This window comes from Citrobacter telavivensis (genome assembly GCA_009363175.1).
GTDB classification, from domain to species: Bacteria; Pseudomonadota; Gammaproteobacteria; order Enterobacterales; family Enterobacteriaceae; genus Citrobacter_A; species Citrobacter_A telavivensis.
In genome coordinates this window covers 3,871,334-3,885,695 of the sequence record CP045205.1, presented here as the reverse complement: position 1 = coordinate 3,885,695, position 14,362 = coordinate 3,871,334, and the positions used below count along the sequence as shown (strand labels likewise).

Below are 14,362 nucleotides of genomic sequence, written 5' to 3'. Positions count from 1 at the left end.
GGCACTCCGGGAAGTGCCATCCGGTATTCATTAGCCTTTACTCAGTGCGTTATAGACAGCAGATGCTGAAATCCCATATTTCTCTTTTAACTGACGACTGTTCCCTGACTCAGTAAAGGTATCCTGTGTCCCAAGACGGATCAGCTTTGTACCTAATCCTTCTTCTGCAAGCACTTCGGCGACTTGTCCACCCAGCCCACCGGTGATTGTGTGATTTTCTATCGTTACAATTTGCGGACAACCTGCAATTAATTGCAGGAATCGCTGTCGGTTAAATGGTTTTAGCGTGGCAACATGAATGAGCTTGCCACGTTTACCTGTTGAGTGGAGCTGTTCATAACCAGCACTGGCTTGTTCCAGTACCGTACCTTCATAGAGGATGGCAAAGTCGTTGCCAGAATCCTCCACAGCGTCTATGTCAGTGACGCGTGGAACAGCTGATTTATCACGTACTGGCATCGGTTCCCGCGCAACGCGAATGTAGACGGGACCGTGAATGTTTGCTGCTTGTTCGAAAGCCGCTTCAACTTCTTCCGCATCTGCTGGTGTCAGGATCGTGATCCCGGGCAAAACACGTGTTAAAGCCAGATCTTCCAGCGCATGGTGTGACGCGCCATCCGGACCATCATCCATACCAGGATGACTGCCAACCAGCTTGATATTCGCTTTTGCATAACAGGCCTGACGTAATTGGGTCCAGGCGGTGCCGGTAACGAACATCGCAAAGTTAACATAGAACGGGATATTTCCTTCCAGCGCCTGCCCTGTGGCGAAACTCATGGCGGAGCCTTCGGCTATCCCCATTTCAAAGAAGGCATCAGGCCAGGATTTCTGGAATTGATCGGTACGGGTTGAGCTCGCTAAATCACTATCGATAACAACAACCGGATAGCCTTTATCTTTCAGAGCGAGCAGAGCATTGCCAATCTCATCACGTGGTGCTCTCATGACTGTAACTCCTCCATTGCCTGCTGATATTGCTCCGTGCTTGGGGTTTTTGAATGCCAGTCGCCGTTATTTTCCATATAGCTGACGCCACTGCCTTTGACCGTATGCGAAACAATGGCTACGGGTTTTCCTTTGAGATGACGTGATAGCAGCAACGTATCGGCAATCTGGTGCATATCGTTGCCATTTTGCAGTTCAAGTACGTGCCAGCCAAAGGTGCGGATTTTATCGGCGAGTGGCTCAAGGTTGATAACCTCATTGACGGGATCGTGCGATGAGAAACCGTTGTAGTCGATAATCGCTACCAGATTATCCATCTTCATATGACCAGCCTGCTGCAATGACTCCCAAATCTGACCTTCATGCATTTCACCGTCGCCAATAATGGCGAAGACACGGTGTGGATCCTGAGCCTTCTTCTTCGCCGCTGCCATCCCCAGTGCCACGGAAAGTCCCTGGCCTAATAGTCCGGTGGTAGCATCAACTTCTGGAAGCGATTTCACGCTGGGATGCCCCTGTAAGCGCGAGTTGATTTGGCGAAAGGTGTTGAATTCGCTGCGAGCTATTTTCCCTTTCTGGTACAGCATGGCGTACTGTGCGGCGACGGCGTGGCCTTTGCTCATAACCACTCTGGCGCGTGGTGTGGTATCAAGATCGACTTCCTGATGGTAAATCCAGGTCAGGATATCAATAACAGAAAGTGCTCCGCCTGGGTGACCAATCCCGGATTCATAAATCATGCTTACAATATCGCGGCGAGCTGCCAGCGCATGTGATTTCAGTTCATCTATATTCATGTTTACTCCTTATCAGGGCAGCATTTTGCCGATGTAATACACCACCAGACCAAGTGCAACGAAGTCGGTTTCCGGGAAGCTGGTGCCGGAGAGTCCTACAGATTCCATAATGGGGTAGATAAGTGCTGGGCCGATCCCGATGAGAATGCCAGTAATAAAACTGCCCACAACGGCACCTTTCCAGCCTCCAGAGGCGTTACCGAAAACAGCAGCAGTTGCCCCAATGAAGAAATAGGGAATAGCGACGGGAATAATGACGGTCTGACCGATCAGCGCAAGTATTCCCATCACCACCAACCCACCAACAAATGAAGAAATAAAGCCCAGTACGGTGGCGGTTGGTGCGTAAGGGAACACGACCGGGCAATCGAGCGCGGGTTTAGCATTTGGGATGAATTTCTCAGAGATCCCAAGGAATGCTGGAACGATCTCCGAAAGTAGCAAACGAACCCCGGTGATAATGATGTAAAGAGAGGCGGTAAAGGTGAGTGACTGAAATAACGGATAGACCAGCCAATGCATGCCTCCCGCCACGGCAGTGACGGCTGTTTTGCCAGCGGCTAATGCGGCGATGTAATAGAAAATACTGACTGAGATGGAGACCGAGACAATGTAGTCTTTAAAAATTCCCAACCATCCAGGGAGGTTAAGTTTTTCCGTAGACTCTTTGGGATCGCCCACTTTCGAACCGATCCAACCAGAAGCAGCGTAAGCCAGCGTGACGTAATGGCCCATGGCAATTTCATCATTACCGGTAATCTTTCGCATCCAGGGTTGGGCGATTGCAGGATAGATACAGGCCGCCAGCCCCAACAATACAGAACCGACGATAATCGTAATACCATCACTGTAACCCAGCGCCTTCAATGTGACAGTGAGTAAAGCGGAGAGATAGAGGTTATGTTGACCGGTCAAAAAAATGTACTTGAACGGCGTAACGCGGGCAAAGAGCAGATTCCAGCCAAAGCCGATAACCATAATCAGGGACACGCACATGGCAAATTTGGTCTGTGCCAACCCGGTTAACGCTTCTGCCAGCGGCATCACCCCTTTAAGTCCAAACCCATCGCTGAACAGCGTCTGGAAATTACCCAGAGAGGTGACGGCCAATCCGGCACCACCGGCGAAAACCAGAAAACCGACGATGGTTTTGAATGTGCCGGATAAGACTTTTTCAATTGGCTTACGTTGGATTAACAGACCTATTAGTGCAATAAATCCAACTAAAAGTGGGGTTACACCCAGAATGTCGAATACAATAAACCTGAGGAGATCCATATTGCCTCCGGGAGAGGTTAGTTGCCCTGAATGACGCTGGTGAGCGCGGTTTCCATTTCTTCGCTATTCATCAAATCGGTTATACCGATGGCTCTGAATCCGGCAGCTTCTATTTCATCGGTGAGGTCGCGCATGGTGATAACAAAGTCGATCCCTTGCCAGGTGGCGAGACCTGACAGCACATCATGTTCAAGGTCGACATCCCATCCATTCTTATCGATGATTTTCTGTGCTTTGATTTTGAGCATTAAGGAGCTGCCCATGCCGGTACGACAGACAATAAGACCTTTCATGTCACTTCTCCTGTTTTGTAAAAATAATTATTTTTATTGAATGTAAAACAAAAAAAATTATTATCTTTGTGTGGGCAGAAAAATGTGATTGTGTATGCATTTTGAGCAAAAAGGCGAAAAATGAGTCAGATTAATACTAACTTGCTGATAAACATCAGAAATGAGGCCAGTGGGCTTAGCCCAATCCTGGAAAAGGTGGGTCATTTTGTGACGGAAAATCCTGACTTTGTGATGCGACACACGATTACTGAGTTAGCCGATTCGATTGAAACCAGTGAGGGGAGTATTACGCGTTTTTGCCGGGCATTTGGTTTTAAAGGTTTCTCAGATTTCAGAACTGCGCTTGCTCTGGAGCAGGGGGCTGCACGTCCTGAAGAGCAGGGAAACGCGGAGATCTCTGCTGTTGTGGCGAGTATTCGCGACAGCCATGCCATTATCAATACACAGGAATTACAGGCTGCTGCCACCTGGCTCAACCAGGTGAATAATGTCGCAATTTATGCCGTTGGCACGGCAGTACCGGTTGCGCTCTTTTTGCAGATGAATCTGATCAAAATGGGTAAGGCGGCAAGTTTTGTCGATCGTTTTTATCTCACAACATCATCCGTGATGGTTGAGTCACAGAGTCAGGGAATTATTGTCGTTCACACTGAGCAGACGTCAGCCGATATGATGCAGGCACTGACCCTGGCAAAACAGCATGGAGCCCGAATTCTTTCGCTTACGCGAGGAACCTTTGCACCATTGAGTCGTCTTTCTGACTGGAATTTACAGGCTGCAGTGGCGCTGAAGGGGGAGGGGGAATATGGGTTTGCTGAAATTGCTGGGGCAATGATGGTTGCGGACCGATTACTCAATGCGCTGGAGGAACAGGATGAACGCTATGCAGAGTGCCGCAAAGCGCATCAGAAGAGCATCTTCTCGATTGAGAGTGTGGCGAATAAGCTGTCGGAATATTTTATGTCGTAATGCATTTGGCTTGTGTTGCGGCCTGATAGCGCTGCGCTTATCAGGCCTGGTGGCAAAACTTAGTACATCACTTTATGACCGTACTGTTCGAGAATGCCTTTGACGCGTTCCATGGTCTCTTTCTTCGGTGGGTGTACGCCATCCAGTTTGTACTCTTCGCCCATCGCCACCCATTTGTGTTTACCCAGCTCGTGATAGGGCAGGAGCTCGATTTTCTCAACGTTGCCCATATCGCGGGTAAACTCACCGAGTCGGTGCGCTGAGTCGTCATCGTCAGACCAGCCAGGCACGACGACGTAACGGATCCACACGTTGATATCTTTGTTTGCCAGATAGCGGGCGAACTCCAGCGTACGATGGTTGGAAACGCCGACGAGGTTCTGGTGGATCTCATCATTCATCTGCTTAAGATCGAGCATCACCAGATCGGTAACCTCCAGCAGTTCATCAATCACTGGGTCGTAGCGGCGGACAAAACCGTTGGTATCCAGGCAGGTATGGATACCTTCTTTCTTACAGGCACGGAACCAGTCGCGAACAAATTCTGCCTGCAGGATGGCTTCACCGCCCGATGCCGTTACGCCACCGCCGGATGCGTTCATAAAGTGGCGATAGGTCACGACCTCTTTCATCAGTTCTTCAACGGTGACTTCTTTACCGCCATGCGTGTCCCACGTATCGCGGTTATGGCAATACAGGCAGCGCATCAGGCAACCCTGGAAGAAAGTAATAAAGCGGATGCCCGGGCCGTCAACGGTACCACAGGATTCAAAGGAGTGAATGCGACCAATAACTGACATTGCGGTGTTTCTCCAGATGTGGCCCATCCGGGGCCGTGTTGGTGCACAGCTCATTGGCTGTGTCGAGTCTGTTTTGGCGGTTATCCATTGAGTATAGATAGCTGACAAAACAGGCTGTGTTTGGGAAACGACCTGTTAAAAAGGCCCCACTTCCGTGGAGCCTTTATTGTACGCCTTTTAACGCGTGATTTCAGTCAAAACACATTACATGGTCTGAGTGAAGGTACGAGTAATAACGTCCTGCTGCTGTTCTTTCGTCAGGGAGTTAAAACGTACTGCGTAACCGGAAACGCGGATGGTCAGCTGCGGATATTTTTCCGGATGTTCCATCGCGTCCAGCAGCATTTCACGGTTCATGACGTTCACGTTCAGGTGCTGACCGCCTTCAATGGAAGACTCATGATGGAAGTAACCATCCATCAGGCCTGCCAGGTTGGTCTTACGAACTTCATCGTCTTTACCCAGTGCGTTCGGAACGATAGAGAAGGTGTAAGAGATACCATCTTTCGCGTAAGCAAACGGCAGTTTAGCAACGGAGGTCAGAGAGGCAACAGCACCTTTCTGGTCACGACCGTGCATTGGGTTAGCACCTGGTCCGAACGGCGCGCCAGCACGACGACCATCTGGGGTGTTACCTGTTTTCTTACCATACACAACGTTAGAGGTGATGGTCAGAACAGACTGAGTCGGGATAGCATCACGGTAGGTTTTCAGTTTCTGAATTTTCTTCATGAAACGTTCAACCAGGTCAACCGCCATGTCATCAACGCGCGCGTCGTTGTTACCAAACTGCGGGTATTCGCCTTCGATTTCGAAGTCGATAGCCAGACCGTCTTCGTCACGAATCGGTTTAACTTTCGCATATTTGATAGCAGACAGGGAGTCAGCCGCAACGGACAGACCAGCGATACCACACGCCATGGTGCGGATAACGTCACGGTCGTGCAGCGCCATCAGAGAGGCTTCGTAGCTGTACTTGTCGTGCATGTAGTGGATAACGTTCAGCGCGGTGACATACTGCTTAGCCAGCCAGTCCATGAAGTGATCCATGCGTTCCATCACTTCGTCGAACTTCAGAACGTCGCCTTTGATCGGTTCAGATTTCGGACCAACCTGCATTTTCAGTTTTTCATCAACGCCGCCGTTGATGGCGTACAGCATGGTTTTCGCCAGGTTTGCACGGGCACCGAAGAACTGCATTTGTTTACCAACGATCATCGGGCTTACGCAGCAAGCGATAGCGTAGTCGTCGTTGTTGAAGTCCGGACGCATCAGGTCATCGTTCTCATACTGCAGAGAAGAGGTGTCGATAGACACTTTAGCGGCGAATTTTTTGAAGTTCAGAGGCAGTTTTTCAGACCACAGAACAGTGATGTTCGGCTCCGGAGACGGACCCATGGTGTACAGGGTGTTCAGGAAGCGGAAGCTGTTTTTGGTTACCAGAGTACGGCCGTCAACGCCCATACCACCGATAGATTCCGTTGCCCAAATCGGGTCACCGGAGAACAGTTCATCATATTCAGGCGTACGCAGGAAACGAACCATACGCAGTTTCATGACCAGGTGGTCAATCATTTCCTGAGCGTCTTGCTCTGTGATTTTGCCTGCTTTCAGGTCACGTTCGATGTATGCATCCAGGAAGGTGGAAACACGACCGAAGGACATTGCAGCGCCGTTCTGAGACTTAACAGCAGCCAGGTAGCCGAAGTAAGTCCACTGGATAGCTTCCTGTGCGTTGGTTGCCGGTGCGGAAATATCGCAGCCATATTTAGCCGCCATCTCTTTGATCTGGCCCAGTGCACGGTGCTGTTCAGCAATTTCTTCACGCAGACGGATAGTCGCTTCCAGGTTTACGCCGTTTTCCAGATCGGACTGCAGGGAAACGAACTGAGCGTATTTGTCTTTCATCAGGAAGTCGATACCGTACAGCGCAATGCGACGGTAGTCACCGATGATACGGCCACGGCCATATGCATCCGGCAGACCAGTCAGAACACCGGATTTACGGCAGTTCAGAATGTCTTTGGTGTAAACATCGAAAACACCCTGGTTGTGGGTTTTACGATATTCAGTGAAGATTTTTTTCAGCATCGGGTCCAGTTCGCGATTGTACGCTTTGCAGGAACCTTCAACCATTTTGATACCACCGAACGGGATGATCGCACGTTTCAGCGGAGCTTCAGTTTGCAGACCGACGATTTTCTCAAGCGCTTTATTGATGTAGCCAGCGTCGTGAGAAGTGATGGTGGAAGCAACAGAGGTGTCAAAGTCAACAGGCGCGTGAGTGCGGTTTTCCTGTTTAACGCCTTCCATTACGCTGTCCCACAGTGCAGTGGTCGCATCAGTTGCGCCAGCCAGGAAGGACTCGTCACCCTCGTACGGAGTGTAGTTTTTCTGAATGAAGTCACGGACGTTTACTTCATTCTGCCAGTCACCTTTGGTAAAACCTTCCCAGGCTGTGGCTAACTTTTCATTAAGCTCGGACATGTAACACCTACCTTCTTAAGTGGATTTTTTATTTACTGCGTATATACACTTCATCCTTCAAGCTGCCTCTTTGTTGGCTACGCTCATTCGCCCCAGTCACGTACTGTGTGTACGCTCCTGGGAACTCATTCACTTGCCGCCTCAATGCAACTTGAATGATTTCGTGTATCGCGACATCAATTAATGATGATCGTTGTCACGCAGATAAATGACCCAGTATGTCAACCCAACCAACAAACCCCCGCCGATAATGTTGCCGATCGTAACCGGAATCAGGTTATCAGTGATGAAGTTCATCGCGGTCAGGTGAGAAAAATTTTCCGGCGTCGAGCCAACTGCGCTCCAGAACTCCGGTGTAGCGAGATCGCGGATTACAATACCCATCGGGATCATAAACATGTTTGCGATACTGTGCTCAAAACCGCTGGCAACAAACATCGCAACGGGTAAAACCATGATAAACGCTTTATCCATCAGGCTACGGCCTGAGTAGCTCATCCAGACGGCCAGGCATACCATCAGGTTTGCGAGGATACCGAGACTGACGGCTTCAATAAAAGTATGGTGCATTTTGTGGTCGGCGGTTTGCAGGACGTTAAATCCCCACTGGCCGTTGGCGACCATATATTCGCCAGAAAGCCACATCAACAGCACAAAGAGCAAGCAACCAATCAGGTTACCAAAATAGACGTTGAGCCAGTTTTTCGCCAACTGACCCCAGGTGATACGACCACTGGCTTTGGCGACGACAATCAACACGGTTGACGTAAAGAGGTCTGCACCGCAGATGACGCAAAGAATCAACCCCAGAGAGAAGCAGATACCACCAATCAGTTTCGCCATACCAAAGGGCATCGTACCAGTACCGGTCGTTGCAGTGATATAGAAAACAAAGGCGATGGAAATGAACACACCGGCAGTAATTGCCAGGAAGAAAGTCTTAAGCGGATGTTTCGTTGCTTTATAGACGCCTGCCTCTTCGGCCACTTTGGCCATTGCTGCAGGGAGTAAAAGATCAAAAGGGTTGTCAGCTTTCACACTAACTCTCTCTTTATTAAGTCGGCGACGAGATACTAACAAAGCATTATAGATGAGAAATTGATATAGATCATATCTCGCCTGGCTTATAGGCCCGTAATACGCATGGTTTTTATGCAATTACGGAGTAATTTATTGATTAATATGATAAAAATAAATTTTAAAATTTAGCAAATGAGTTGAAAATTTTCCTTCCTGGGTCTGTTGGCCAGTTAATTAATATGGAGTAATTGACTTGCAAAGTAACAACTAACCGTTAAGTTGTATAATATCAACTACCAATATTTAACCTTGTTATTACATTTATTTTTGAGCAGCCAAAAATAAGTAAAACGGGGCGCTAAGTGCGCCCCGTAATATAGCTCAGACGATTATTTAAACCTACTCAGCGTAGGTTAATTGTCTTTATTTTGACCAGAATGAAGATTTTGCGCGCTGTAACTTCTCATAGGCCTTCAGCAGCGACTGGTGTGACGCGAAAGCATGCAGATCGCTGTCAACCGGCTGCAAACCATAAAAGGCCGCTTCACCGCTCAACGCTGCGCTGGCAGCCTCCACCGCTTCTGCGCCATACATGCGGACAAACGCGTTCAGATATTGTAGCGGTTCACGCTCTTCTTCCTGCGACAGAAGCAGCAGCGTTTGCAGGCAACGGTAATAATTCGCCCGTTCAGCGCTAAAGATCGACGCATTAAATTCCATCGTCCATTCGGTCCAGATCAGCGCCTGTTCCAGATCGCCACCTGCCAACGCCAGCATCGCTTTCAGCTCGCCAATACGCAGGGTGTACCAGCCGTTATCCGGACCGGTTGCCAGACCTAACAGTTCACGGACGCGGGTGAAATCATCAAACCCTTCTTCGTCTAACTGTTCAATCAGGTTGAGGTAGTCTTCTTTATCCCAGGCGCTGTCCGGCAATGAGAGGAGGGCCTCGCGCAGATGACTGCCCATGCTGTTATTGGCAAGCCACAAATCTTCAGCAGGATAAATATCGGACATCCCCGGCACGATGATCCGGCAGGCGTAGACGCCAAGATGCTCGTAATCAGCGATGTACACTTCTTTATCTTCCGCGTTGAAGATAGCCATCAGGGTAGCGAATTCTTCTTCTGTTGTACCGGAGAAACTCCAGTCAACGAACGGGTAGTCGGCATCCTGTTTGAACAGATCCCAGGAGATCAGACCGCTGGAGTCAATGAAGTGCGTTTCCAGATTGGTATGCTCAGCCACTTCTTCATCGTCGAAGGTCGGTGGCGTGAAGACATCGAGATCTTTCAGGCCGCGGCCCTGCAACAGCTCCGTCACCGTACGCTCCAGCGCGACGCCAAAGTCAGGGTGTGCACCGAAGGAGGCAAAGCAGGTGCCGTTAGCCGGATTAAACAGGACGACACAGATAACAGGATACTGGCCGCCCAGAGAACCGTCGTAAGCAAAGATTGGGAAACCTTCTGCTTCCAGCGTCGCAATCGATTCCACCACCGCCGGGTAGCGTGCCAGCACGTCGGCCGGGATTTCCGGCAGGCTGATACTTTCGGCAATAATGCGATTCTTCACGTAACGTTCAAAGACTTCAGAAAGCCCCTGCACGCGGGCTTCATTACGGGTGTTACCGGCAGACATCCCGTTCGAGACGTACAGATTGCCGATAATGTTCATCGGAATATAGACGGTCTGGTTATCCGACTGGCGGGTGAACGGCAGACCGCAGATACCACGCTCTTCATTGCCAGACTGCAGGTCGATCAGCATGCTGCCTGTCAGTTCTTTCTCGGGATCGTAGAAAGCACGCAGGCGCGCATCCAGCAGACCTTCCGGTACGTCGTCATTTTCGGTCAGCGGGAACCATTTCTCGTTCGGATAATGCACGAACGGGCCATTGGCGATGGTTTCACCCAGCCAGAAATCGGCAAAGAAATAGTTGGTCGACAGACGCTCAAAATATTCGCCCAACGCCGACGCCAGCGCGGCTTTTTTTGTCGCCCCTTTGCCGTTGGTAAAGCACAGCGCACACTCTTTATCGCGAATGTGTACAGACCAGACGTTCGGCACCGGATTCAGCCACGAGGCCTCTTCAATATGGAAACCGAGGTCGAGGAGTTTCTGCTGGAAGCGAGCGATGGAGTCTTCCAGTGCGGCGTCTTTGCCGGGGATAAATGTTTGCGTCATGAAAATCACTTTTGTCGTACGGAAAGCGCGCAATGATACGGGTTTTATGTGACTGACGCTATCGCCGCCACGGACGCGGCGCAAATAAAAGTTTTGGCTATGCTTTTATCCGGTACCTGCGTTAAGGGCATAAAAATGAAAGCATTTGATTTACAACGAATGGCACTCGACAAAGTGCCGCTGGAATTCCTCTGGGAAGTTGCGCTGCGCAGTCTCTACACCTTTATTCTGGTGTTCCTGTTTCTCAAACTGACGGGCAGGCGCGGCGTAAGACAGATGTCATTATTCGAAGTGCTGATCATTCTGACGCTGGGGTCGGCGGCAGGGGATGTGGCTTTTTATGACGATGTGCCCATGCTGCCAGTGCTGGTGGTCTTCATTACTCTGGCGATGTTGTACCGGCTGGTGATGTGGCTGATGGCGCGCAGCGAAGCGCTGGAAGATCTGCTGGAAGGCAAGCCCGTCGTTATCATCGAAGACGGCGAGTTAGCCTGGTCGAAGCTGGGTAACGCCAACATGACTGAATTTGAGTTCTTTATGGAACTGCGGCTGAACGGTGTTGAGCAACTGGGACAGGTCAGACTGGCGATCCTCGAAACGAACGGGCAGATCAGCGTCTATTTCTTTGCAGACGAAAAAGTGAAGCCAGGGCTTAGCATTCTGCCTGAATATTGCACGCAGCGCTTCAGGGTCATGCCGGAAGCAGGGGATTACGCCTGCGTGCGCTGCAGTGAAGTTGTCGGCATGAGCGCCGGGGATAGCCAATTTTGTCCACGTTGCAAAAATCCAGAATGGTCGAAGGCCAGCCGGGCAAAACGGGTCGTCTGACAGCAAAAATATCGGTCTTTCATCGTCAATCCCGAAGATTCTGTTGTGTGAGCGAACACTCATTTTTGCTCTGCTCCGTTTTAGCCATTGCGGCGCGTGTCACTGAATGATAAAACCGATATCCACAGGAATAACTTATACCCAATGTCTGTTCATGTACGAAAAGAGGTTGGGTTAATAACAACACAACGTGGTGAGGGGAAATGGCTCAGGTCTTCAATTTTAGTTCAGGTCCGGCAATGCTACCGGCAGACGTGCTCAAACTGGCTCAACAGGATCTTTGTGACTGGAACGGTCTTGGTACGTCCGTCATGGAAGTGAGCCACCGCGGAAAAGAATTCATCCAGGTCGCGCAAGAAGCGGAGCAGGATTTTCGCGATCTGTTGAATATCCCCTCCAACTACAAAGTGCTGTTTTGTCACGGCGGCGGTCGCGGCCAGTTTTCCGCTATTCCGCTGAACATTCTGGGCGACAAAACCACGGCTGACTACGTTGATGCCGGCTACTGGGCTGCCAGCGCGGTTAAAGAAGCGAAAAAATACTGCACGCCGAATGTGATTGATGCCAAAGTCTCGGTTGATGGCCTGCGCGGCGTGAAGCCAATGCGCGAGTGGCAGCTTTCTGCTGATGCGGCGTATCTGCATTACTGCCCTAACGAAACCATCGATGGCATCGCGATTAACGAAACGCCCAATTTTGGTTCTGATGTGGTGGTGACCGCCGATTTCTCCTCAACCATTCTTTCCGGGCCGCTGGATGTCTCTCGCTACGGCATTATTTACGCCGGCGCGCAGAAGAACATTGGTCCGGCGGGTCTGACGCTCGTCATCGTGCGCGAAGATTTACTGGGTAAAGCGAATGTGGCATGCCCGTCGATCCTCGATTACGCCGTACTGAACGACAATGATTCGATGTTCAATACGCCGCCGACCTTCGCCTGGTACCTTTCTGGCCTGGTGTTCAAATGGCTGAAAGCCAATGGCGGCGTGGCAGCGATGGATAAAATCAACCAGCAGAAAGCCGAACTGCTGTATGGCGTGATTGATAACAGCGACTTCTATCGTAACGATGTGGCGAAAGCCAACCGTTCACGTATGAACGTGCCGTTCCAGTTGGCTGACAGCGCGCTGGATAAGATCTTCCTGGAAGAATCGTTTGCCGCCGGTCTGCATGCGCTGAAAGGCCATCGCGTTGTCGGCGGTATGCGCGCCTCTATCTATAACGCGATGCCGCTGGAAGGGGTAAAAGCGCTTGCCGATTTCATGACCGATTTCGAGCGTCGCCGCGGCTAATCTGTAGTCTCTTTTCATCCCCACAGCGTTGTCTGTGGGGTTTTTATTTCTGTCTTTTGAGAGTTGAGTTTCATGGAATCCCTGACGTTACAACCCATCGCACGGGTCGATGGCACGATTAATCTGCCTGGCTCGAAGAGCGTATCTAACCGCGCGTTGTTACTGGCGGCGTTAGCACATGGCACCACCGTGCTGACCAACCTGCTGGACAGCGATGACGTTCGCCATATGCTTAATGCCCTGAGTGCGTTGGGGATTGATTACACCCTTTCTGCGGATCGTACCCGCTGCGAAATCACTGGCAATGCTGGTCCTCTGCATGCCGACGGCGCGTTAGAACTGTTTCTGGGCAATGCCGGAACGGCGATGCGACCGCTGGCCGCCGCGCTGTGCCTTGGCGCAAACGATATTGTGCTGACTGGCGAACCGCGCATGAAAGAGCGTCCGATTGGTCATCTGGTGGATGCACTGCGTCAGGGCGGGGCGAACATTGAGTATCTGGAACAGGAAAACTACCCACCGCTTCGACTGCGTGGCGGGTTTACCGGTGGACAGGTTGAGGTTGATGGTAGCGTCTCCAGCCAGTTCCTCACCGCGCTGCTGATGACCGCGCCTCTGGCACCACAGGATACGGTGATTGGCATTAAAGGTGAGCTGGTGTCGAAACCGTATATTGATATCACGTTGAACCTGATGAAAACCTTTGGCGTTGAGATAGAGAACCAGAGCTATCAGCGTTTTGTGGTCAAAGGCGGTCAGCAGTATCAATCTCCGGGCCACTATCTGGTTGAAGGTGATGCTTCATCGGCCTCCTATTTCCTTGCGGCAGGCGCAATTAAAGGCGGGACGGTGAAAGTGACCGGGATTGGCCGCAACAGCATGCAGGGCGATATTCGCTTTGCCGATGTGCTGGAGAAGATGGGCGCGACGGTAACCTGGGGTGACGACTTTATCGCCTGTACCCGCGGAGAGCTCAACGCAATCGACATGGACATGAACCACATTCCGGATGCGGCGATGACCATTGCCACCGCGGCGCTGTTTGCCAAAGGTACGACGACGCTTCGCAACATCTATAACTGGCGTGTCAAAGAGACTGACCGTCTGTTTGCGATGGCGACCGAACTGCGCAAGGTTGGCGCGGAAGTGGAAGAGGGGCAGGATTTTATTCGCATCACGCCGCCGGCCAAGCTGAAGTTTGCCGAAATTGGCACCTATAACGATCATCGCATGGCGATGTGCTTCTCGCTGGTGGCGCTATCTGACACGGCGGTCACGATCCTTGACCCCAAATGTACCGCCAAAACCTTCCCTGACTATTTCGAACAACTGGCGCGTATCAGCACACCTGCCTGATAAACGTAAAACATTGTCATCTTTCGGGCTGGTTGCTCACCAGCCCGCTATAATTGCGCAATTATTCTTCATCTGATTACAGACTAAACCGGTTTTTGCACACAACGTTA

12 protein-coding genes are annotated in these 14,362 nt (G+C 50.7%); 4 read left to right on the top strand and 8 right to left on the bottom strand.

Annotated elements, in window-relative coordinates; translation table 11 throughout:
• Positions 1-30: 30 nt before the first annotated feature.
• From GBC03_21015 to GBC03_21000, 4 genes are read right to left on the bottom strand one after another with little or no spacing between them, the layout of a single operon-like run.
• Positions 31-948, bottom strand: a complete 918-nt coding sequence (locus GBC03_21015; GenBank protein QFS72504.1) for a transketolase — start codon at positions 946-948, stop codon at positions 31-33.
• Positions 945-1,745, bottom strand: a complete 801-nt coding sequence (locus GBC03_21010; GenBank protein QFS72503.1) for a transketolase — start codon at positions 1,743-1,745, stop codon at positions 945-947. Before GBC03_21010 ends, GBC03_21015 begins: the two co-directional genes overlap by 4 nt.
• A gap of 12 nt (positions 1,746-1,757) precedes the next feature.
• Positions 1,758-3,023 (bottom strand): PTS sugar transporter subunit IIC, encoded by a 1,266-nt coding sequence (locus GBC03_21005; protein ID QFS72502.1) that lies wholly within the window; start codon positions 3,021-3,023, stop codon positions 1,758-1,760.
• A gap of 17 nt (positions 3,024-3,040) precedes the next feature.
• Positions 3,041-3,316, bottom strand: a complete 276-nt coding sequence (locus GBC03_21000) for a PTS ascorbate transporter subunit IIB (protein ID QFS72501.1) — start codon at positions 3,314-3,316, stop codon at positions 3,041-3,043.
• A 120-nt stretch (positions 3,317-3,436) separates the two neighbouring features.
• Here GBC03_21000 and GBC03_20995 point away from each other — a divergent pair, with 120 nt between their 5' ends.
• Positions 3,437-4,285: an SIS domain-containing protein gene (locus GBC03_20995; GenBank protein ID QFS72500.1), complete on the top strand. Its 849-nt coding sequence runs from the start codon at positions 3,437-3,439 to the stop codon at positions 4,283-4,285.
• 59 nt (positions 4,286-4,344) lie between these two features.
• Here GBC03_20995 and pflA read toward each other — a convergent pair whose 3' ends face one another.
• From pflA to GBC03_20975, 4 genes are all read right to left on the bottom strand, one after another.
• Positions 4,345-5,085, bottom strand: a complete 741-nt coding sequence (gene pflA, locus GBC03_20990; protein ID QFS72499.1) for a pyruvate formate lyase 1-activating protein — start codon at positions 5,083-5,085, stop codon at positions 4,345-4,347.
• Between the two features lie 204 nt (positions 5,086-5,289).
• A complete protein-coding gene (gene pflB, locus GBC03_20985; GenBank protein ID QFS72498.1) occupies positions 5,290-7,572 on the bottom strand; it encodes a formate C-acetyltransferase in 2,283 nt (760 codons plus the stop codon).
• A 180-nt stretch (positions 7,573-7,752) separates the two neighbouring features.
• A complete protein-coding gene (gene focA / locus GBC03_20980; GenBank protein ID QFS72497.1) occupies positions 7,753-8,610 on the bottom strand; it encodes a formate transporter FocA in 858 nt (285 codons plus the stop codon).
• A 405-nt stretch (positions 8,611-9,015) separates the two neighbouring features.
• Positions 9,016-10,776 carry a 30S ribosomal protein S12 methylthiotransferase accessory protein YcaO gene (locus GBC03_20975; protein ID QFS72496.1) on the bottom strand — a complete coding sequence of 587 codons (1,761 nt, stop codon included), beginning with the start codon at positions 10,774-10,776 and terminating at the stop codon, positions 9,016-9,018.
• A 135-nt stretch (positions 10,777-10,911) separates the two neighbouring features.
• Here GBC03_20975 and GBC03_20970 point away from each other — a divergent pair, with 135 nt between their 5' ends.
• The 3 genes from GBC03_20970 (at position 10,912) to aroA (ending at position 14,252) form a co-directional block, all read left to right on the top strand.
• Entirely contained in the window at positions 10,912-11,604 is a 693-nt protein-coding gene (locus tag GBC03_20970; protein QFS72495.1) for a DUF421 domain-containing protein, read from the top strand.
• A gap of 203 nt (positions 11,605-11,807) precedes the next feature.
• On the top strand, positions 11,808-12,896 hold the full coding sequence (gene serC, locus GBC03_20965; GenBank protein QFS72494.1) for a 3-phosphoserine/phosphohydroxythreonine transaminase: 1,089 nt from the start codon (positions 11,808-11,810) through the stop codon (positions 12,894-12,896).
• 72 nt (positions 12,897-12,968) lie between these two features.
• Entirely contained in the window at positions 12,969-14,252 is a 1,284-nt protein-coding gene (gene aroA / locus GBC03_20960) for a 3-phosphoshikimate 1-carboxyvinyltransferase (GenBank protein QFS72493.1), read from the top strand.
• The last annotated feature ends 110 nt before the right edge of the window (positions 14,253-14,362 follow it).